An 18,966-nucleotide genomic window follows, 5' to 3' on the forward strand; every position below is an offset into this window, starting at 1 on the left:
CCCGGATATGTCATTGAGACGATGGCCCGAGGAATGAAGCGCCTGGGAATATCGGTCGCGGCAATTCTGGGAGTTGCGCTGATCGGACTAACGGGGCTGATCGCGATGTCTCGGCTGCTCGACCGAGATGCCTTGCGTAGCGCGGTCGAAACACAGATCCGCGCCGTGACGGGGCTCGACTTCACTGCCGACAGCCACATCGACGTCTCGATTTTTCCCCGCAGCTACGTCTCCTTCCACGACGTCCGCATCAAGGGCAGCAACGCTGATGCCCCCGCGCTCAGCGTCGATGTGCTCACCGCCAATCTGCGCCTGATTCCGCTGCTGATGCAGCATTTCCAGATCGCAGACGTCATGATGCTGCGTCCTCACATCCGCGTGACGCGCGCCGCCAACGGTCAAAGCAACTGGACGCCGTTCGTGGAAACGATCGCGCGAACCATGAAGCCCGGAGCCGACCAGCCCGTCTCGTTCTCCGAAATCCGGATCCAGGATGGCGAACTCAGCTATGAGGATGCCGCCAATAAGGTCTCCGAGAATCTCGGCGACATCGACCTGTCGCTGGCGTGGCCCTCGATCTCCCGCTCCTTCGCCGCGACCGGGCAGTTCGACTGGCGCGGCGAGCGCGTCGACGGCAGCATCAGCCTCAGCGATTTCCTCGCGGCCCTGTCCGGCGAGCGCTCGGGCCTGAAGGTCAGGATTGCCAGCGCGCCGCTGAAATTCGCGTTCGACGGCACGGTCGCAAACCCGGTCAGCCTGATGATGGAAGGCACGGTGACCGCCGACAGCGCCTCGTTGCGCGAGGCACTGGCCTGGATCGGGCAGCCTCCGCCCGGCAGCGGCGGGTTCGGCCGCTTCGCGCTCAAGGCGCGCGCCAGCACGATCGGCGCATCGATCGCCTTGACCAACGTCAACCTCGAGATCGACGGCAATGTCGCCGAAGGGGTGATGACCTACGCCAACAACGGGCGGCAGACCCTGCAGGCGACGCTGGCCGCCGGCGCGGTCGATTTCACGCCCTATGTCCAGACCATCCGCCTGCTTGCCGGCAGCGCCCGCGACTGGAACAGACAGTTGTTCGATCTGCATGCGTTGTCGGCCACCGACCTCGACATGCGGCTCTCGGCGGCGAAGATCACGGTCGGATCGACCAGGCTCGGCAAAACCGCGCTCGGGGCCAACCTTCGTAATGGAACGTTGGCGCTGAGCATCGGCGAAGCGCAAATCTATGACGGAATCGCCAAAGGATCGTTCGGCATCTCGCGCGCCGATGCGGACGCCGAGGTGAAGGCGCAGTTTCAGCTCACCGACGTCGATCTGCAAGCCTGGGCCAGCGATCTGTTCGGCACCGGCAAGCTCTCCGGACGCGGCAACCTGAATGTTTCGCTCGAGGCCAAGGGATCGAGTCCGTTCGAGCTGGCGCAATCGCTCGACGGAACGGCGACACTGACCGGGCACGACGGCGCCATCAGCGGGTTCAATGTCGAGCACTTGCTGAAGCGGCTGGAGCGCCGGCCGCTCTCCGGCGGTAATTTTCGCAACGGCAAGACGCCGTTCGACACGCTGAACATCGCTCTCCGTTTCAACGACGGCGTCGCGGTCGCAACCGACGTGCGCGTCGAGGGGCCGGCTACACGTATGACCCTGACCGGAACCGCTTCGGTGCCAGCGCGCGACTACGACCTCAAGGGCGTCGCAAGCCTGACGCCGGCGGCAAACGCCGACCCCTTCGACCTGCCGTTCGTGATCCAGGGGCCGTGGGACGACCCGCTGATCTTTCCTGATCCGGAAAGCTTGATCCGCCGATCCAAGGCGTCGGCGCCGTTGCTCGAAGCGGTCAAGGATCGCAAGGCCCGCGATACGGTTCGCTCGGTGATCGAGCATCTCACCAACCAGAAAACAATTCCCGAGGCGGCCGCTCCAGCCGCTCCGGCGGAATCCGGCGCACCGCGCACGAACTGACGTTCCCCGTCGCGAGCCCTCCCGGGTCGCGCCCGTCATCACAATGGCGCGGCGCTTTCGCCCTGCCGGCTCGACAGCTTCGAGGCCAGCGATGCCGCGATGATAACAAGCGTGATCGATCCGACGATCAACGTGCAGATCGCGTTGATCTCCGGCTTCACGCCGAGGCGCACTTCCGAGTAGATCCGGATCGGCAGCGTCGTCGAGCCCGGCCCGGTGGTGAAACTCGCAATCACCAGGTCGTCCATCGACAGCGTGAAAGCCAGCATCCACCCCGCCGCGACCGACGGCAGGATCAGCGGCAGCGTCACCTTGAGGAACGCCCGCAGCGGATCGCAGCCGAGATCCATCGCGGCCTCCTCGAGGCTTCGATCGAGCGATCCGAGCCGCGACTGCACCACCACGGCGACGAAGCACATGGTCAGCGTGGTATGCGCGATCGTGACGGTCCAGAACCCCCGCTCCGCATCGACCGCGACGAACAGCAGCAGCAGAGACAGCCCGGTGATGACTTCGGGCATCACCAGCGGCGCGTACAGCATTCCGGAGAATAGCGTGCGCCCCCGGAAATTTTCCCCGCGGGTCAGGGCCACCGCCGCGAGCGTGCCGAGGATGGTGGCCGCCGTGGCCGAGACCGCGCCGACCCGCAGGCTCATCGCGGCGGCGGACAGCATCGCGTCATCGTTGAAGAACTCGACGTACCAGCGCAGCGACCAGCCGCCCCACACCGTCACCAGCCGCGAGGCGTTGAACGAATAGATCACGAGAACGACGATCGGCAGGTACAGAAACGCCAGCCCGAGCGTGAGCGAGGTGATGTTGAACGGCGACAGTCTGGCGAGCGCGGGCTTTGCCATCACCTTCTCCCCTCGAGCTGGCGGCGCTGCATCCGCTCGTAGACGAGGAGCGGCGCCAGCAGCAGCGCCAGCAGGACGACGGCGAGCGCCGACGCCACCGGCCAGTCGCGGTTGGTGAAAAACTCCAGCCATAGGGTTTGCCCGATCATCGGCGAGCTTGAGCCCGCCAGCAGATCCGGAATCACGAACTCGCCGACGATCGGGATGAAGCACAGCAGCGCGCCTGCGCCGACACCCGGCAGCGACAGCGGAAGCGTCACCAGCCAGAACGTCGCCAGCCGCGAGGCGCCGAGATCGGAAGACGCTTCGAGCAGCGCGGGATCGATCTTGGCCAGCGTCGCATAGAGCGGCAGGATCATGAACGGCAGATAGGAATAGACGATGCCGAGATACATCGCCGTGTCGGTGGACAGCCAGACCACCGGCGCCGATACCAGATGCAACGCCAGCAGCGTCTTGTTGAGGATGCCATCGTGCTGAAGGATGTTGATCCACGCATAGACACGGATCAGGAACGAGGTCCAGAACGGCACGATCACAAGAACCATCGCGATCGGCTGCCATCGCGCCGGCAACCGCGACATGCCGTAGGCCATGGGATAGCCGACCGCGAGCAGGATCGCGGTGGACGTCGATGCGACGACAACGCTGCGCAGGTAGGACAGAAGGTAGATATGGTCCGACGCGAGCAGCGCGAAATTCTCAAGCGACAGCGCCGCGAGCGCCGCCTTGATCGCGGCCAGGCCCTGCGCCGGATCGAACACCGGCAGATAGGGCGGCTGCGCAATGGTGGTGTGGGACAGGCTTATCTTGAGCACGAATCCGAACGGCAGCAGGAAGAACAGCAGCATCCACAAAAAGGGTATGACCGCCGCCCGGCGGGCCGGGGCCGAGAAGAGACGCCGCCCGCTCATCTGTCGAGCACCACGCAATCGTCCGGCGTGAACCGCGCCACCACGCGCTGGGCGGCACGGAAGGCATCGACGTCGAGCCGTGCCGTGTTGGCGACCGAAGCGCGCAGCACCGCGCCGCTGTCGAGCCTGACCTGATAAAGGGTCTGACCGCCGAGATAACTGACGCCGGCGACGACGCCTTCCAGGCGGTTGATCTCCACCGCGTCTCCGGTGTCCGCCTCCGGCCCGCACCGCGACAAGCGAACCTTCTCCGGGCGGATCGCGACGCAGATCCGGTCTGTTGTCAGCGGCTGCGATGGCGCGGCCGCGATCACCTGCCCGGCATCCCCTGTCGCGACCCTCACGCGACCGGCGTCGCGCGCCTCGACCACGCCGTCGATGATATTGATGCCGCCGACGAACCCGGCGACCCAGCGCGAATTCGGCGCTTCATAGAGCCGCCGCGGCGTCGCCACCTGTTCCAGGCGCCCCGAGTTCATCACTCCGATACGATCCGCCACCATCATGGCCTCTTCCTGATCGTGGGTGACGATGATGAAGGTCATTTTGAGCCGGCGCTGCAGCCGCATCAGCTCGGCCTGCGTATTCTCGCGAAGCTTCTTGTCGAGCGCAGCCAGCGGTTCGTCGAGCAGCAGCAGCCGCGGACGCCGCGCCAGCGCCCGCGCCAGCGCCACGCGCTGCCTTTGGCCGCCCGAGAGCTGGTCGGGCTTGCGCCTTTCCATGTCCTCGAGCTTCACCAGCGCGACCATCTCCGCGACGCGGGCCTCGATCTCCGCGCGCGGCAGGCCCGCTCGCTTGAGGCCGAACGCGATATTGTCCCGCACGCTGAGATGGGGAAACAGCGCGTAGTTCTGGAACATCATGTTGACGGGACGTTGATGCGGCGGAACGCGCGCGATGTCGTGGCCATCGAGGAGGATCTGACCGGAATCAGGCGTCTCGAATCCCGCCAGCATCCGCAACAGCGTGGTCTTGCCGCAACCGCTCGGCCCGAGCAGCGCGAAAAACTCCCCCGCTGCGATGTCGAGCGACAACCGGTCGACCGCGGAAAATTCGCCGAAGCGTTTGACGATCGCCTCGACCTGCAGCAGCGCCATGCCGGCCGTCCCCGCCGCATCAAGGGTCCGTCTCGCGTCGTCAGTCATTCCATCCCGCCTCGCTTCCCGCGATGACGGCCAGCGATCCGATTCCGGCAACGTTCCAACCAGTCTCTCCTTGCGAATGTCGAGGTCAAACGAACCGAGGCAATACACGTTGCAGGCGCAGTTTTGGATGCGACATTCAGGTGCGGGAGATTGCGCCCAATTGAAAGGCGAATGTCAAATCCGCTTCCTTCGCGACACGGCTGTCGCGACTCGGACGGGCCGGAACTCGGTGGCCCGATCGGCCCGGAATTCACGGCGAATGCGGCCGTCAGCCGGCCTTGCGGCAGATTGCTTCGGGAGTACGGGGCAAACGCCCGACCAGGGAAGCGTACTGCGCGATCGGAGCCGGCCTGCCGATGAAATAGCCCTGGACCGCATCGCAGCCTTCGTCGGCCAGGAAACCAAGCTGCTCCGAGGTCTCGACTCCCTCCGCGAGGATCGACACGTCGAGGCCGTGGCCGAGGCCGATGACCGCCCGGACGATCGCCGCGGACTGCGGATTGCGCCCGAGATACATGACGAACGCCCGGTCGATCTTGATCTTGTCGAACGGGAACGCCTGGAAGTAGCTCAGCGACGAGTAGCCGCTGCCGAAATCGTCCATCGAGATGCGAACGCCCAGCGCCTTCAGCCGCCGCAGCAGCGCCAGGCTCCGCTCGAAGTCCTCGATCAGAACGCCTTCGGTGATCTCAAGTTCGAGCCGGCCCGGATTGAGGCCGGTTTCCAGCAAAATCGAATGCACAAGGCCGACCAGATCGCCGTGAATGAACTGCACCGGCGAGAGGTTGACCGCGATCTGCTTCGGCTCGGGCCATGACGCGGCCTCCCTGCACGCCTCGCGCAGGATCCACTCACCCATCGCCACGATCAGGCCGCTCTCCTCGGCGAGCGGAATGAAATCGACGGGCGGAACGAAGCCGCGGGTCGGATGACTCCATCGCGCCAGCGCCTCGAAGCCGGTCACGTCACCGTCAAGGAGCCTGCGACTTGTGCGTGCCTGCGGCTGATAGTGCAGCGATAGCTCGCCGTTGCGGACGGCGTTCGAGAGGTCCTGATGCAACGCGCGGCGATCCCGGATCTGCCGGTCCATGTCCGGTTCGAAGATGCTGATGGAGCCGCGCGATTTCGCCTTGGCGCGGAACAATGCCGCGCCGGCATTGGCGAGCAGCGAGGCCGGTTCGATGCCGTCGCGCGGAAACAGTGCGATGCCGCTGCTTACCCCGACGCGGACGGATTTGCCGTCGATCAGAAATTCCGGCGCCATCGCCTCGCCGAGCTTTTCGGCAAGCGCCTTGCCCACGGCAGGCTGTTTGCCGTCGATGATGAGGCCGAACTCGTCGCCGCTCAACCTTGCGACGAGGCCACCATGCGCGGTGTCCTGAATGCGATGGGCCACCTCGATCAGCAGCTTGTCGCCGAACGAGTGGCCGAACACGTCGTTGATTTCCTTGAGGCCGTCAAGATCGACCGACAGCACCGCGAACTCGTCGTTCGTTGCCTGGCACGACTCGATCATTTGCGACAGCGCTTTCAGGAACGCGGTGCGGTTCGGCAGGTCGGTCAGCCCGTCGTGATAGGCCATGTGCATCATGCGTGACTCGGTCTGACGGCGATCGGTCACGTCCTCATGCGTCTTGATCAGATATTGCGGTTCGCCGTCGTCAGTGGTCACGGTAACGCGGCGGGTCAGGAACAACCGCAATCCCTCGCTGGTGCTGATCGGATGTTGGGTCTGGAAGCCGCCCTTCGTGATCGCCGCCTCGTCGCGGGCAAGGATCTGCTTTGCCGCGCGCGGGTCGAAGATATCCGATGCGGTCAGCCCGATCACATCCTCGCGGCGGCGATTGAGAATCGTTTCGGCGCGCCGGTTGGCGAGCAGATAATGGCCGTCGCTGGCGCGCTGGACGATCAGCGACACCGGAATGTTATCGACCACGGTTTCCAGAAACCGCTTTGTTTCTTCCAGTTCGCGCGACAGCGAATTGCGCTCGAATGCATCCCTGCGCAGACGCGAGCGCCGGGCCTTGCGCAGCGCGGACGTCATCCAGAAGACGGCCGCCAGCAAGCAAACGGCGGCAACCCCAATTCCGGCGACATGACTGTCCGGCGAGACATCGCCCGTCGCGGCCCACGCATCCCCGGACCCCGCGGCGAGAGCGGCATATAGCCCCACCGCAGCGCCCACGCGATTGCCGCCTGCCTGCCAATTCTTGCCAGTCATCGCACACCCGGGGATCTACCCGGGCCGAGTGTCTGGCCCAACGAGTTTGAATCAGGTAAAGATTTACCCCCGCTATCGGAGAATGCGGTCCGGATTGCGCAATTGGCCTCTCATGATTAATGCCCAATTAATGCCCAGCTAACGAAAACCGAAATCCGAAGTTCGCCACGGAGAGCGCAGCACAGTGAGGCAAGCTTCGGATTCGGGACACCAGGCCGCGAATGGACAGGGTTGAGTGCGTCATCGTCGGTGCCGGCGTCGTCGGGCTTGCGATCGCGCGCCGACTCGCGCGATCCGGCCGCGAGGTCATTGTTCTCGAATCCGCGGAAGCCATCGGGACGGCAACGTCCTCGCGTAACAGCGAGGTGATCCATGCCGGCATCTATTATCCGGCCGGCAGCCTGATGGCGCGGATGTGCGTCAGCGGCCGGCGCGCGCTTTACGCCTACTGCCGCGAGTACGGCATTCCTCACCGCGCTTGCGGCAAGCTGATCGTCGCGACGACGGAGCAGGAGGCCGGCAGGCTGCAATCCATCAGGGCGCGAGCCGTGGCCAACGGCGTCGAAGACATCCGGATGCTGAACGGCGACGACGCCCGTACGCTTGAACCGCCGCTGCATTGCGTCGCCGCGCTGCTGTCTCCGTCGACGGGCATTATCGACAGCCACGCCTTTATGCTGGCGTTGCGCGGCGACGCCGAGCGCGACGGCGCGGCATTCGCTTTTCTGACGCCGCTGTCGCGCGCCAAGGCGACGCCGCCCGGACTGGAGATCGAAACCGGCGGCGACGCGCCGATGACGCTCGCTTGCCGTGTGCTGATCAACGCCGCCGGCCTCGGCGCCCCGGCGGTGGCACGCAGCATCGAGGGCATGCCCCTGGACCGGATCCCGCCGGCTTACCTCGCCAAGGGAAACTATTTCCGTTGCAGCGTCCGCACGCCGTTTTCGCGCCTGATCTATCCCGTGCCGGAGGCCGGCGGCCTTGGCGTGCATCTCACGCTGGATCTCGCGGGACAGGGCCGCTTCGGTCCCGACGTGGAATGGATCGATACCCCGGACTATGACGTCGATCCGGCGAGGGCGACGCGGTTTTATCCCTCGATCCGGCGCTACTGGCCCGAACTGCCCGACGGCGCCCTGCTCCCGGCCTATTCCGGAATCCGGCCAAAGATCGTGCCGCCGAATGTCGCGGTGCAGGATTTCATGATCGACGGACCCGCCGACCATGGCGTCGCCGGGCTGATCAATCTGTTCGGAATTGAATCGCCCGGCCTGACCGCGTCACTCGCGATCGCGGACCATGTCGCCGCGCTCGCCGGGAGCTAGAGCTATTCCGGCTTTGATGGAATCAAAGCCGGGCTCCAGCTTTTTTTCGACGCGTTTTCTTTACGCGAACCGGTAGCCACTTCGCTCGAAAACGCTCTAGCTTTTTGTTTTGACGCGTTTTGTTCACGCGAACCGGCATCCACCGCTTGAAAACGCTATAGCGTGGTGTCCAAACCGCACCCGCGCGCCGTTCCGACGCGCGAACCGGCAGCAATCGCCGGCGCCGCCCGACGCCACGGACCCTCAAGCAGAAGACTGGAAGAATTTTAGTGGAGGGCCCCGACGGTGGAAAGTTTCAGTCTTTCGATCTCGTCCTTAAGCATTAGTTTCCGGCGCTTCAATTCGATAATCCTCAGGTCGTCGGTGGAAAGATGCCTGAGAGCATCGTGCAATTCGCCTTCCAGGATCCGATGTTTCCGTTCCAGTTCAGCGAGATGCGCCTGAATTGCCATTTCGAACCTCCTCGGTAGGATTCAACCTCAGATTCGCTCCGAAGCGTTGAGTTTACATGAACCCAAGGGGCTGTCGATGGGGCAGAAAACCGCATCGATCATATTTGCGGGATTCGACTGCAAGCATGGAACCCGGTGGCTTGCGCGGCGGGCAGGCAAGAGCAATAATTCGCCCGGGGCGGGATGAGGAAAAGCGTGGTGCGGTTTTCCGTCCACATCCCGCTTCGCAAAATGTTGGAATCGATCACGTTCATGATTTCGGACCGATTCGATCCAGATCGTCGTGATCGAGCTGAAGCCTCCCAACTTTTTCGCAAACTTTTTGCGATTCAAGTCAGTACGTTATCATGAGCGATGAAGAAGAGCTCGAACTCGGAGCCGAGCTCGCCCGGCTGCAACAGGAACACCGCGACCTCGACGCCGCCATCGATGCCCTGCATCAATCGCCGGCACCCGACCTGTTGCGGCTGCAGCGCTTGAAGAAGCGCAAGCTGCAGCTACGCGACCGCATTTCCTTCATTGAAGACCAGATCACGCCGGATATCATTGCCTGAATGGCGGCGGCCGCCTCTCACTCGCCGCGCCGCTGCGCCTTGCGGACATACATCGCGCAATCGGCCTGTTCGAGCGCCGCGTCGGCGTCGGCATGGGGTCCGAGGATGGCGACTCCGATCGATGCGCCGGCCGTGATCTTTCGTCCGCGGAAGGTCAGCGTCAGCCGGTCGATAGCCTCTTCGAGCGCCGATGCCTTGGCTTTGGCGTCGGTCTCGGTGAGATTCCACAAGAGGAGCGCGAACTCGTCGCCGCCGAGCCGCCCGATCAGGTCGGAGGATCGCACCTGTCGAGACAGCGCCGCGACGATCGCCTTCAGCATCGCATCTCCCGCCGCGTGACCGAACGCATCGTTGATGGGTTTCAGGCGATCGACATCGAGCACGAACAACGCGCCGCCCGCACGATAGCGCCGGATATAGGCCACCGAGCGACGAAGCTCGCGTTCGAAGCCGCGGCGATTGAGGACGCCAAGGAGAAAATCGGTATCGGCGGACGCCTCAAGATCCGCGATCCGCGCCTGCGCGGCCGCGAGCCGGGATTTGAGACGGCGGGTCAGGGCCCTGGCGTCGGCCGCAACGTCACGTTGTACCGCCTGGTGCTTGGGCCCCGGCGTGGCGCGCGCGGCAGGCGCGGCCTTGCGGCTCGCCTTGCGTTTGGCGGCCGTGGAAGAAGACGCTTTGGGGATCTTTTTCATCGTCGCAAGGCTTGCCGCCATTCACCAAGAAAGGATAGTTCATTCCCGGCTGCTTGCCTCGTCAAGATGCCTCCTATAATCCGGAGCATGTTTCTGAATTGATGAAAAACATGCCAGCGATAAAGGTGCTGGCGCCCCTTTGATTCCGAAGTTCGCATCAAAGGCTGCGGCAAGGACATGCGAACTTTTGGAATCGGGACACGGGAATGACGGCCGCCGTCGCCATCATCATGGGGAGCCAGTCGGACTGGGACACCCTGCGTCACGCCGCGGAAACGCTGGCTGCGCTCGGCGTGGGGAGCGAAAAGCGAATCATCTCCGCGCACCGGACGCCTGAGCGGCTGTTCGCATTCGCCAGGGGCGCCAAGGCCGCGGGTTTCAAGGTCATCATCGCCGGCGCGGGCGGTGCCGCGCACCTGCCCGGCATGACGGCGGCACTCACCGAACTCCCCGTGCTTGGCGTGCCCGTCGAATCCAAAACGCTGGCCGGAGTCGACTCGCTGTATTCGATCGTGCAGATGCCGGCCGGCGTTCCGGTCGGAACGCTTGCGATCGGCAAGGCCGGCGCCATCAATGCGGCGCTGCTGGCGGCGAGCGTGCTCGCGCTTAGCGACCCGGCGCTCGCCGGCCGCCTCGAAGCATGGCGCAAGCAGCAGACGGATGCGGTGGGCGACCACCCGGAGGAATCGGCGTGAACGATTCTCGGCGGGTGACGCTCCGTCCGGGCGACACCATCGGCATTCTCGGCGGCGGGCAACTCGGCCGGATGCTGGCCTTGGCGGCTGCGCGCCTCGGCCTCAAGTGCCAGGTGTTCTCGCCCGATCCGGACTCGCCGGCGTTCGATGTCGTACAGAACGCCACCTGCGCCGAATATGCCGACGTCGAGGCGCTGGAATTGTTCGCGGCCGACGTCGACGTGGTCACCTATGAATTCGAGAATGTCCCGGCGGCGACCGCCATGGTGCTCGCCGCCCGCCGGCCGGTGCTGCCCGACTACCGCATTCTGGAGACGGTTCAGGACCGCCTGCTGGAGAAGAACTTCATCGCCGGACTGGGCGTCGCCACCGCCGCCTATGCCGACGTGGCGTCGCCGCAGGCGTTGCGCGAGGCGATCGAGGCCGTCGGGCTGCCGGCGGTGATCAAGACCCGCCGCTTCGGCTATGACGGCAAGGGACAGGCCATCATTCGCGCCGGCGACGATCCCGGTCAGGTGTGGGACGACCTCGTCACCAGGTCGGCGATCCTGGAAGCGTTCGTTCCGTTCGAACGCGAGATTTCCGTGATCGCCGCTCGCAGCGCCGACGGCGGCGTCGAATGCTTCGATGTGACCGAGAACGAGCATCGCGACCACATCCTGAAATATTCGCGCGTGCCGGCTGCGATCCCCGACGCGCTCGCCGCGCAGGCGCGCGACATCACCAAAAAGATCGCAACCGCGCTCGATTATATCGGCGTGCTGGCTGTCGAGATGTTCGTGGTGCCGGGCGCCGGGGCGCCGACGCTGCTCGTCAACGAGATCGCGCCGCGCGTCCACAACTCCGGTCACTGGACGCTCGACGCCGCCTCGGTCTCGCAATTCGAGCAGCACATCCGCGCGGTCGCCGGCTGGCCGCTCGGCAAGCCGGTCCGGCACGGCAGCGCCGTCATGACGAACCTGATCGGCGACGACATCATCGACTACGGCAAATGGCTCACCGCGCCCGGTGCTTCCGTGCATATCTACGGCAAGGGCGCGCCGCGCCCCGGCCGCAAGATGGGCCATGTCACAGAAGTCAAGGACGGCGACGTCAAAACGTGAGCCACCCTATCTTCCCGCGACGACGCCTTCCGGCTCGTCACTGAGCCCGCGATAGACCACGCCGCCGATGACGCCGCCGATCAGCGGCGCCACCCAGAACAGCCAGAGCTGCTCCAGCGCCCAGCCGCCGACGAACAGCGCCGGGCCGGTGCTGCGCGCCGGATTCACCGACGTGTTGGTGACGGGAATGCTGACGAGGTGGATCATCACCAGCGCGAGTCCGATCGCCAGCGGCGCGAACCCCGCCGGAGCCTTGCCATGGGTCGAACCCATGATGACGAACAGGAACATGGCCGTCATCGTCACCTCGGTGATGAAGCCGGCCATGAGGCTGTAGTGACCGGGCGAATGCTCGCCATAGCCGTTCGATGCGAAGCCCTTGGCGACATCGAAGCCCGGAGCCCCGCTGGCGATCACATGGAGCAGCGCCGCCGCCGCGATCGCGCCAATGAGCTGAGCGATGATATAGGGGACCACCTGCCCGGCCGGAAACCGGCCGCCGGCGGTCAGGCCCACCGTGATCGCCGGATTGAGATGGCAGCCCGAAATGTGTCCGATCGCATAGGCCATGGTGACAACGCTCAGACCGAATGTAAAAGCGACGCCCAGCAATCCGATGCCGACTTGCGGAAACGCCGCCGCGATGACGGCGCTGCCGCAGCCCATAAACGTCAGCCAGAAAGTGCCGATCAGCTCGGCCGCGTATTTCCTGAAATCCATGACACGCCTCTCTCAATTGCAAGGAACAATCATTCGGAATCGAAACCCTTTAAACTCGCATTGTGAAGCACTCCCCCGGCGCGGCGGCGGTATTTTTGGAGGAATCCACCTAACTTTCGGCCGGTCCCGCGCACAAATCGCCGTCTGGCGGTGGACATTCCCGTTTTGATCTGTTACATCGGCGCCCTTGATGCTGAGGGCTTGGCCTTTGTCGGCCCTCCCGCTTCCGACCAAAATTCTCACTTCGTGCAATTGTAAGAGGATGCCGCGTGCAGGTTCTCGTTCGCGATAACAATGTCGATCAAGCCCTCAAGGCGCTGAAGAAAAAGATGCAGCGCGAGGGTATTTTCCGCGAGATGAAGCTCCGCGGTCATTACGAAAAGCCCTCCGAAAAGAAGGCTCGCGAAAAGGCCGAAGCCGTACGCCGCGCCCGCAAGCTTGCGCGCAAGAAGATGCAGCGCGAAGGCTTGTTGCCGATGAAGCCGAAGCCGGCGTTTGGCGCCGGTCCGGGAGCGGGCCGTGGCGGTCCGGGTGCCGGTCCGCGCGGACCGCGCTGAACGAACGCTTCCCACACCGAACTTGAACAAAACGCGGGGCTTCGGCTTCGCGTTTTGTTTGTTTTGCGGTGGTTTTGTCGTGTGCCGGCCCGCGGCTATCGCGGCAACACCGCCTGGACGACCGATTTCGCGGCCGAAAGCATATCGTCGGCGACCGTGGTATGAGCGCGCAGCGCCGGCGCCGCATTGGCCTCAAGGTCGAGCGGCGGCGCTTGCGGAATATCCGCAGGCGGAACCGGCAGTCGCGCCTGGTCGTCGGCGCGGTCGGAAGGTGATCCCTCCCCGCTCCCCGTCGTATCAAGCCCCGAAGTTTCGACAGCAGGCGTGGACACCTGGATCGGGGGCGGGAGCGGCTGGATTGCAGGCGGGAAGCCGGCGCGCGTAACCTGTTGCAGGCGCGGTGACGTGGATTCGACAGGCTGACGATCGGCATCCTGCCGCAGTCGAGAGTTTTCCACCCGAGAACGCGCCGCCTCGACCCGCACGGGCGTATCGTTCGTGCTGCGCAAGCGGTCGATCGCGGCCCGCGCGAGAACGTTGGCGTCGTCGCGATGATCGTCCGGCGCCGAGACCGTCTGTGCCGGAGCGGCCGGCACGGACGCTACTTTGGCGGCTCTCTCCCGCCGCGCCGCTTGATGCTTTTTCGCGCCAGTCGGCAAGCTCGCGGTTTCCGCGCGCTTCTCGTTGGGTTTTCCAGAGGCCGCCTCGGGCTGGACCTTCTCGGTGGGAGCCCCCGCGATCGCCTTCTCGGAAATACCTTTCGCCCGGACCCCGGCTTCGGGATTATTAGGAAGCACGGCCGCGGCTTTTGGCGGAGCATCGGCGGGCCCGGCTATGTAGTGGTTCACGATGTAGGCCGCTGTCACCGTCGCAAGCACGGATGGCAATATCTTCTCAAAAAAGAATTTCGAAGCGCATTTCAGCATGACCGGCCTCTCCCGCGCCGTCTGATGCTGAAACTTTGGGGCCGATTGAGGGATCAATCGCGACCGATCGGTGGCAAGAGTTCAATCCGCCGTAACGCTTCGTGTCCGTTTATGGCGATTCCGACAGAAGGGTCGAGCCTGACAGGGATGCCTTCACGCGAACCCCTGCCCCGGTATCAGAGCAGCTTGATCCGGCCGAACGCCATGAACCCGGTGAGGTCGCGCCCATAGACCGGTTTCACATCGTCCGGCAGCAGGTAGCGGCTGACCAGTCCGCCAATGCCGAACTTGGCATGATCGGTGCGGATGAAATCATAGATTCCGCCGACCGAGACTTTGCCCACGCTGAAAATCCTGTCTTCGAGGCCGGGAATGTGGTGGGTCAGTTCGTTTTCCGCGACCTGTTCCGCGCGCATGAACAGCGTCCAGTTGTTTTTCAGAATCACGGAACTCTCAAGCAGATAGGCGTCCAGTGTTTCGCCGGGGCTCAGCATCTTGCGGCCCCAGGCTGCCGTCGTGCTCCACAGATGCCCGTCGCCGAACGGCGTGGTGTAGATCGCCGATGCCGTCAGGCGGTTTTCGTTGACCTCCGGCTCGAGCTGCTCCGGCGAATCCAGATGCCCGTAGGAGACCTGCAGCGACAATTCGCGGACCGGATTCCAGCTCACCCGGCCCGCGAAGCTGTCGAGCGACGGCCGCTCGATGTCGTAGCGGTACTGATCCGGTTCCCGGCCGCGAAAGGTCGAGGCCTCGAACTTCCAGTTGTCGAGAACCAGACCGGCCGTCACAACGCCGAACGTGATGTGCGTCGAATCGAGCCAATGGTGGCTGATCGGCGCCTCGGGATTGTCCATGCCGCTGAGGCGATGCATGAAGGCCGGCGGCCCGAGCGCAGGTTCGCCCGGCAGGCCGCCATAGACGAAGACGCTCGAGTTCGCGGTGATGTTGTGGCTGTACGTCGCCGCCAGTTCCATGAACAGATCGTGCGGATGCTGGCGATCGACCAGATGCGACACGCCGTCGGCGGTCTCGCCGCTTGCCAGCAACAGCGGATAGCCGGCCGCGCCCATCAGCGGCTCCGGCGACAGCATGGCGCGCACGCCGAAGGTGCCGTCGTCTCCGAGCGGCCGCTGCGCCATGGTCATGAGCATGCCGCTGACGAACGTCTTGTCCGCGCCGCGCGGACCAGGCTGCCGGTCGTAATTCAGGTTGATGGAGCCGTGGGTCATCACGCTCCAGGCATCGACCTGTTGATGAAGACCTTCACTCGGCGATGTATCCGGCTGCCAGCTCGTCCCCGACGCCTCGCGCGCCATCATGTAGGGTCCGAGAAAGCCGGGCATGGAGCCGTGGCCATCCGTTCCGTGCCCCGTATGGGCGGGACTCATCGCCTCATGATCCATGTGCATGTGCGCGATGGCCGGCGCCGGAGGCTTTCGTTTCACCGCCGCGTGTTGCCGCCCCACCGGATGCGCGGGATGGGACTGATGGGATCGTCCGCCTGAGACGGCATGACCCATATGGTCGTGATCCATATGGTCGCGACCCATGGGGTCGTGGTCCGGCGGCATCTCCTGGCCCGCGGCAGCGGATGCCATCGTCCCCAGCGCGAACACGAGACACGCGCAGCGGACGGTGCGGCACAGGGAACGTCGAGACATCAGATCCTCAAGGCCACGCCTCAAGGCGAAGGCGTCGGCGATTCCGTTCATTGTCCGACTATGGCACGAACACCATGAAGATGTAGACCGCGAACACGACGATGTGGATCATTCCGAACAGGATGTTGGTCCGGCCGGTTCCGAACGTGAGCATGCTCAGAAGAAACGTCAGGCCGAGCAGGATCATCTTCTGGCTGCTGAGACCGAGTTCGAGCGGCTTGTCCATGACGTAGGCGGCCACCGCGACGGCCGGAATCGTCAGGCCTATTGTGGCCAGCGAGGAGCCGAGTGCGAGATTGATGCTCTTCTGCAGATCGTTTTGCCGCGCGGCCGCGAGCGCCGCGACGCTTTCCGGCAAAAGCACCAGCAGCGCCAGCAGCACGCCGGCGAGGGCTTCCGGCGCGCCGACCACCGCAATCCCTGCGTCGATCACCAGCGAGAACTTCTTCGCCAGCAGCACCACGGCGAGCAGCGAGATCAGCAGCAGCGCCACGCTCAGCGCCAGCAGACGGTTCGAGGTCAGCCCCTCCCCGTTATCGGCGCCGTGCCCAACAATGAAATAGTCTTGATGCAGGACCGTCTGCGTGTACAGAAAGACGGCGTAGAGCAGGATGGTGACGACGCTGACGAAACCGAGTTGCAGTTGCGAATACAGCGGTCCGGGCGTCGTCAGGGTATAGTTCGGCATCACCAGCGTGATCGTCGCGAACACGATCAGCACACTGAGATAGATGTTCACGCCCGCAGGCCGGAATTCCTGCTCGCGGTAACGAAGCCCGCCGGCCAGAATGCAGGTCCCGACCAGACCGTTGCACACGATCATGACCACCGCGAACACGGTATCGCGCGCCAGTTCCGGCACCGCCTTGTCGCCCAGCATGATGGTCGCGATCAGGGAAACTTCGATGATGGTGACCGCGAGCGTCAGCAGCAGCGTTCCGTAAGGCTCGCCGATCCGTTCCGCGATGACCTCGGCGTGGTGCACGGCCGCGAACACCGTGCCGAACAGGATCACCAGCAGCACGACCGCGAACAGGACTCCGGTCGACGACGGGACGAAGGTGATGCCAAGACCGGTCACAGCGCCGTAAAACAAAACGGCCAGCGCGGGAAAAACCCACGCCGACCGCGGCATCGAACCATGCGCGCTCACTGGCGGCAGGCCTATGCGGCGCGCTTGCGCACGCCCTTTTTCGCCTTCTTCGCCACCACGGTCTTTTTGGCAGCCGTTTTCTTTTTCACCGCCGCGCTCTTCCTGACGGCTGTTTTCTTTTTGGCGGCCTTCCCGGGAGCGAGATAAGCGCCGACCTTCTTCGAGGAATGCCCGACCGCCTTCACAGCGGCGCGAAGCCTTGCGGGCGTCACCTTGAACTTCTTCGACCAGTAGCTGACTTCGTAAGGCTGGCTCAGCGCGATCAGCGCCCGGTCACGCGCCTTGTGCTTTTGCAGCTTGATATAGGCTTCGACTTTCCTGGCGGAGCGGCCGACAGCCTTGACCGCGGCCTTCAGCTTCAACGGCGTGACTTTGAACTTTCCGGACCAGTAACGGACCTCGTAGGCTTCACTCAACGCTATCAGGCCGCGGTCGTTTCCACCGCGCTTCGCCTTGTTGTCAGCCATCCCGGCCTCCTCTGTTGAATATCGCCGTGTCACATCGCCTTGACGATATTCTCCGTCATCTTCTTGGCGTCGCCAAGTAGCATCATGGTGTTGTCGCGATAGAACAGTGGATTGTCGATGCCGGCGTAACCCGACGCGAGCGAGCGCTTGATGAACATCACGGTGCCGGCCTTCCAGACCTGCAACACCGGCATGCCGTAGATCGGCGAGGACTTGTCTTCCTCCGCCGCCGGATTGGTGACGTCGTTGGCGCCGATCACGAAGGCGACGTCGGCCTGGGCGAATTCCGAATTGATGTCCTCCAGTTCGAACACCTCGTCATAGGGCACGTTGGCTTCGGCCAGCAGAACGTTCATGTGACCGGGCATGCGGCCCGCGACCGGATGGATCGCGTACTTCACTTCGACGCCTTCGGACTTGAGCTTGTCGGCCATCTCGCGCAGCGCGTGCTGCGCCTGCGCCACCGCCATGCCGTAGCCCGGCACGATGATGACCTTCTGCGCGTTCTTCATGATGAAGGCCGCATCGTCCGCCGAGCCGAGTTTGACCGGCTTGACCTCGCCACCTCCGCCGGCCGCCGCCGCCGTCTCCCCGCCGAACCCGCCGAGGATCACCGAGATGAACGAACGGTTCATGGCGTGGCACATGATGTAGGACAGGATCGCGCCGGAGGAGCCGACCAGCGCGCCGGTGATGATCAGCGCCGAATTGCCGAGCGTGAAACCGATGCCGGCCGCCGCCCAGCCCGAATAGGAATTCAGCATCGAGATCACGACCGGCATGTCGGCGCCGCCGATCGGGATGATCAGCAGAACGCCGATCGCGAGCGCGAGAATCGTGATCAGCCAGAAATCGAGCGCGCTGCCCGACATCACCAGGCCGTACATGAAGAAGACCAGCGCAAGCGCGAGCACGATGTTGATGATGTGGCGCACCGGCAGGATGATGGGAGCGCCGCTCATGCGGCCCGACAGTTTCAAAAACGCGATCACCGAGCCCGTGAACGTCAGCGCGCCGATGGCGACGCCGAGCGACATCTCGATCAGGCTCTGCGCATGGATATGGCCGGGCGTGCCGATGCCGAAGGCTTCCGGCGCGTAGAACGCGCCCGCGGCCACCAGCACCGCCGCCATGCCGACCAGCGAGTGGAACGCCGCGACCAGTTCCGGCATCGACGTCATCGGCACCCGACGCGCGATCACCGCGCCGATGCTGCCGCCGATCGCGACACCGAGGATCACCAGCACCCACGCCACGGCGCCGGCGGGCGGATGCGAGGCGAGCGTGGTCGCGACCGCGATCGCCATGCCGGTCATGCCGAGGAAGTTGCCGCGCCGGCTCGACGCCGGACTCGACAGCCCGCGCAGCGACAGGATGAACAGGACGCCTGCGACGAGATAAAGCAGCGCGGAAAGATTGGCGTTCATGGCGGAGCCCCGACGTCTTGTCCCGGACGCGGCGCAGCGCAACGCAATGCGACGCAGAACCGGGGCCGTCCCAAACTGTGGCGGTCCCGGACCGGCGATGCGGCCTCACACGCCGCATCGCATCCGGGACAC

The 18,966-nt window shown here is 64.4% G+C and carries 17 protein-coding genes and 1 pseudogene; 6 read left to right on the forward strand and 12 right to left on the reverse strand.

What is annotated here, in order from left to right; genetic code table 11:
• The first annotated feature begins 33 nt into the window (after nt 1-33).
• Complete coding sequence (locus ACMDCM_RS09175; RefSeq protein ID WP_412773276.1) at nt 34-1,962, forward strand: AsmA family protein; 1,929 nt, start codon at nt 34-36, stop codon at nt 1,960-1,962.
• Between the two features lie 38 nt (nt 1,963-2,000).
• On the opposite strand, the gene ACMDCM_RS09180 is transcribed toward ACMDCM_RS09175, so the two are convergent.
• The 4 genes and pseudogenes from ACMDCM_RS09180 to ACMDCM_RS09195 all read right to left on the reverse strand — a co-directional run.
• Nucleotides 2,001-2,819: an ABC transporter permease gene (locus tag ACMDCM_RS09180; protein WP_412773277.1), complete on the reverse strand. Its 819-nt coding sequence runs from the start codon at nt 2,817-2,819 to the stop codon at nt 2,001-2,003.
• Nucleotides 2,819-3,733, reverse strand: coding sequence for an ABC transporter permease (locus ACMDCM_RS09185; protein WP_412773278.1), 915 nt, complete (start codon nt 3,731-3,733; stop codon nt 2,819-2,821). Before ACMDCM_RS09185 ends, ACMDCM_RS09180 begins: the two co-directional genes overlap by 1 nt.
• Nucleotides 3,730-4,878 carry an ABC transporter ATP-binding protein gene (locus tag ACMDCM_RS09190; protein WP_412773279.1) on the reverse strand — a complete coding sequence of 383 codons (1,149 nt, stop codon included), beginning with the start codon at nt 4,876-4,878 and terminating at the stop codon, nt 3,730-3,732. Before ACMDCM_RS09190 ends, ACMDCM_RS09185 begins: the two co-directional genes overlap by 4 nt.
• Before the next feature lie 268 nt (nt 4,879-5,146).
• Nucleotides 5,147-6,877, reverse strand: a pseudogene (locus ACMDCM_RS09195) (putative bifunctional diguanylate cyclase/phosphodiesterase); the annotation flags it as partial.
• A gap of 443 nt (nt 6,878-7,320) precedes the next feature.
• Here ACMDCM_RS09195 and ACMDCM_RS09200 point away from each other — a divergent pair.
• Entirely contained in the window at nt 7,321-8,424 is a 1,104-nt protein-coding gene (locus ACMDCM_RS09200) for an NAD(P)/FAD-dependent oxidoreductase (protein ID WP_412773280.1), read from the forward strand.
• A 266-nt stretch (nt 8,425-8,690) separates the two neighbouring features.
• Here ACMDCM_RS09200 and ACMDCM_RS09205 read toward each other — a convergent pair whose 3' ends face one another.
• A complete protein-coding gene (locus tag ACMDCM_RS09205) occupies nt 8,691-8,876 on the reverse strand; it encodes a YdcH family protein (protein ID WP_412773281.1) in 186 nt (61 codons plus the stop codon).
• A 347-nt stretch (nt 8,877-9,223) separates the two neighbouring features.
• Here ACMDCM_RS09205 and ACMDCM_RS09210 point away from each other — a divergent pair, with 347 nt between their 5' ends.
• The gene (locus ACMDCM_RS09210) at nt 9,224-9,430 is read left to right on the forward strand and encodes a YdcH family protein (RefSeq protein WP_412773282.1); all 207 of its coding nucleotides are present in this window, start codon (nt 9,224-9,226) and stop codon (nt 9,428-9,430) included.
• A gap of 17 nt (nt 9,431-9,447) precedes the next feature.
• Here ACMDCM_RS09210 and ACMDCM_RS09215 read toward each other — a convergent pair whose 3' ends face one another.
• Entirely contained in the window at nt 9,448-10,125 is a 678-nt protein-coding gene (locus ACMDCM_RS09215) for a GGDEF domain-containing protein (protein ID WP_412773283.1), read from the reverse strand.
• 206 nt (nt 10,126-10,331) lie between these two features.
• On the opposite strand from ACMDCM_RS09215, the gene purE reads away from it, so the two are divergent.
• Together purE and ACMDCM_RS09225 are read left to right on the forward strand one after the other, a co-directional pair.
• Nucleotides 10,332-10,820, forward strand: a complete 489-nt coding sequence (gene purE, locus ACMDCM_RS09220) for a 5-(carboxyamino)imidazole ribonucleotide mutase (protein WP_412773284.1) — start codon at nt 10,332-10,334, stop codon at nt 10,818-10,820.
• A complete protein-coding gene (locus tag ACMDCM_RS09225) occupies nt 10,817-11,923 on the forward strand; it encodes a 5-(carboxyamino)imidazole ribonucleotide synthase (RefSeq protein WP_412773285.1) in 1,107 nt (368 codons plus the stop codon). The genes purE and ACMDCM_RS09225 overlap by 4 nt, the downstream gene beginning before the upstream one ends.
• 6 nt (nt 11,924-11,929) lie before the next feature.
• Here ACMDCM_RS09225 and aqpZ read toward each other — a convergent pair whose 3' ends face one another.
• Entirely contained in the window at nt 11,930-12,643 is a 714-nt protein-coding gene (gene aqpZ / locus ACMDCM_RS09230) for an aquaporin Z (protein ID WP_412773286.1), read from the reverse strand.
• 269 nt (nt 12,644-12,912) lie between these two features.
• Here aqpZ and rpsU point away from each other — a divergent pair, with 269 nt between their 5' ends.
• Nucleotides 12,913-13,200, forward strand: a complete 288-nt coding sequence (gene rpsU / locus ACMDCM_RS09235; protein ID WP_412773287.1) for a 30S ribosomal protein S21 — start codon at nt 12,913-12,915, stop codon at nt 13,198-13,200.
• A gap of 95 nt (nt 13,201-13,295) precedes the next feature.
• Here rpsU and ACMDCM_RS09240 read toward each other — a convergent pair whose 3' ends face one another.
• The 5 genes from ACMDCM_RS09240 to ACMDCM_RS09260 form a co-directional block, all read right to left on the reverse strand.
• Complete coding sequence (locus ACMDCM_RS09240) at nt 13,296-14,126, reverse strand: hypothetical protein (protein WP_412773288.1); 831 nt, start codon at nt 14,124-14,126, stop codon at nt 13,296-13,298.
• Between the two features lie 176 nt (nt 14,127-14,302).
• Entirely contained in the window at nt 14,303-15,787 is a 1,485-nt protein-coding gene (locus ACMDCM_RS09245) for a hypothetical protein (protein WP_412773289.1), read from the reverse strand.
• Nucleotides 15,788-15,845: 58 nt separating this feature from the next.
• Complete coding sequence (locus ACMDCM_RS09250; protein ID WP_412773290.1) at nt 15,846-16,940, reverse strand: calcium:cation antiporter; 1,095 nt, start codon at nt 16,938-16,940, stop codon at nt 15,846-15,848.
• An 11-nt stretch (nt 16,941-16,951) separates the two neighbouring features.
• Nucleotides 16,952-17,407: a DUF3606 domain-containing protein gene (locus ACMDCM_RS09255; protein ID WP_412773291.1), complete on the reverse strand. Its 456-nt coding sequence runs from the start codon at nt 17,405-17,407 to the stop codon at nt 16,952-16,954.
• Between the two features lie 29 nt (nt 17,408-17,436).
• On the reverse strand, nt 17,437-18,834 hold the full coding sequence (locus ACMDCM_RS09260) for an NAD(P)(+) transhydrogenase (Re/Si-specific) subunit beta (RefSeq protein ID WP_412773292.1): 1,398 nt from the start codon (nt 18,832-18,834) through the stop codon (nt 17,437-17,439).
• Nucleotides 18,835-18,966: the final 132 nt, after the last annotated feature.

Origin of the sequence: Nitrobacter sp. (genome assembly GCF_047149785.1) — a bacterium.
Taxonomy (GTDB): Bacteria; Pseudomonadota; Alphaproteobacteria; order Rhizobiales; family Xanthobacteraceae; genus Nitrobacter.

Excerpts from the sequence above, each read along its gene's own strand:
- ACMDCM_RS09255 (WP_412773291.1), bottom strand. The coding sequence starts at position 17,407 with ATGGCTGACAACAAGGCGAAGCGCGGTGGAAACGACCGCGGCCTGATA.
- ACMDCM_RS09210 (WP_412773282.1), top strand. The coding sequence starts at position 9,224 with ATGAGCGATGAAGAAGAGCTCGAACTCGGAGCCGAGCTCGCCCGGCTG.
- ACMDCM_RS09240 (WP_412773288.1), bottom strand. The coding sequence starts at position 14,126 with ATGCTGAAATGCGCTTCGAAATTCTTTTTTGAGAAGATATTGCCATCC.
- ACMDCM_RS09185 (WP_412773278.1), bottom strand. The coding sequence starts at position 3,733 with ATGAGCGGGCGGCGTCTCTTCTCGGCCCCGGCCCGCCGGGCGGCGGTC.
- ACMDCM_RS09260 (WP_412773292.1), bottom strand. The coding sequence starts at position 18,834 with ATGAACGCCAATCTTTCCGCGCTGCTTTATCTCGTCGCAGGCGTCCTG.
- ACMDCM_RS09215 (WP_412773283.1), bottom strand. The coding sequence starts at position 10,125 with ATGAAAAAGATCCCCAAAGCGTCTTCTTCCACGGCCGCCAAACGCAAG.
- ACMDCM_RS09200 (WP_412773280.1), top strand. The coding sequence starts at position 7,321 with ATGGACAGGGTTGAGTGCGTCATCGTCGGTGCCGGCGTCGTCGGGCTT.
- ACMDCM_RS09180 (WP_412773277.1), bottom strand. The coding sequence starts at position 2,819 with ATGGCAAAGCCCGCGCTCGCCAGACTGTCGCCGTTCAACATCACCTCG.
- ACMDCM_RS09205 (WP_412773281.1), bottom strand. The coding sequence starts at position 8,876 with ATGGCAATTCAGGCGCATCTCGCTGAACTGGAACGGAAACATCGGATC.
- ACMDCM_RS09245 (WP_412773289.1), bottom strand. The coding sequence starts at position 15,787 with ATGTCTCGACGTTCCCTGTGCCGCACCGTCCGCTGCGCGTGTCTCGTG.
- ACMDCM_RS09190 (WP_412773279.1), bottom strand. The coding sequence starts at position 4,878 with ATGACTGACGACGCGAGACGGACCCTTGATGCGGCGGGGACGGCCGGC.
- aqpZ (WP_412773286.1), bottom strand. The coding sequence starts at position 12,643 with ATGGATTTCAGGAAATACGCGGCCGAGCTGATCGGCACTTTCTGGCTG.
- ACMDCM_RS09175 (WP_412773276.1), top strand. The coding sequence starts at position 34 with ATGAAGCGCCTGGGAATATCGGTCGCGGCAATTCTGGGAGTTGCGCTG.
- purE (WP_412773284.1), top strand. The coding sequence starts at position 10,332 with ATGACGGCCGCCGTCGCCATCATCATGGGGAGCCAGTCGGACTGGGAC.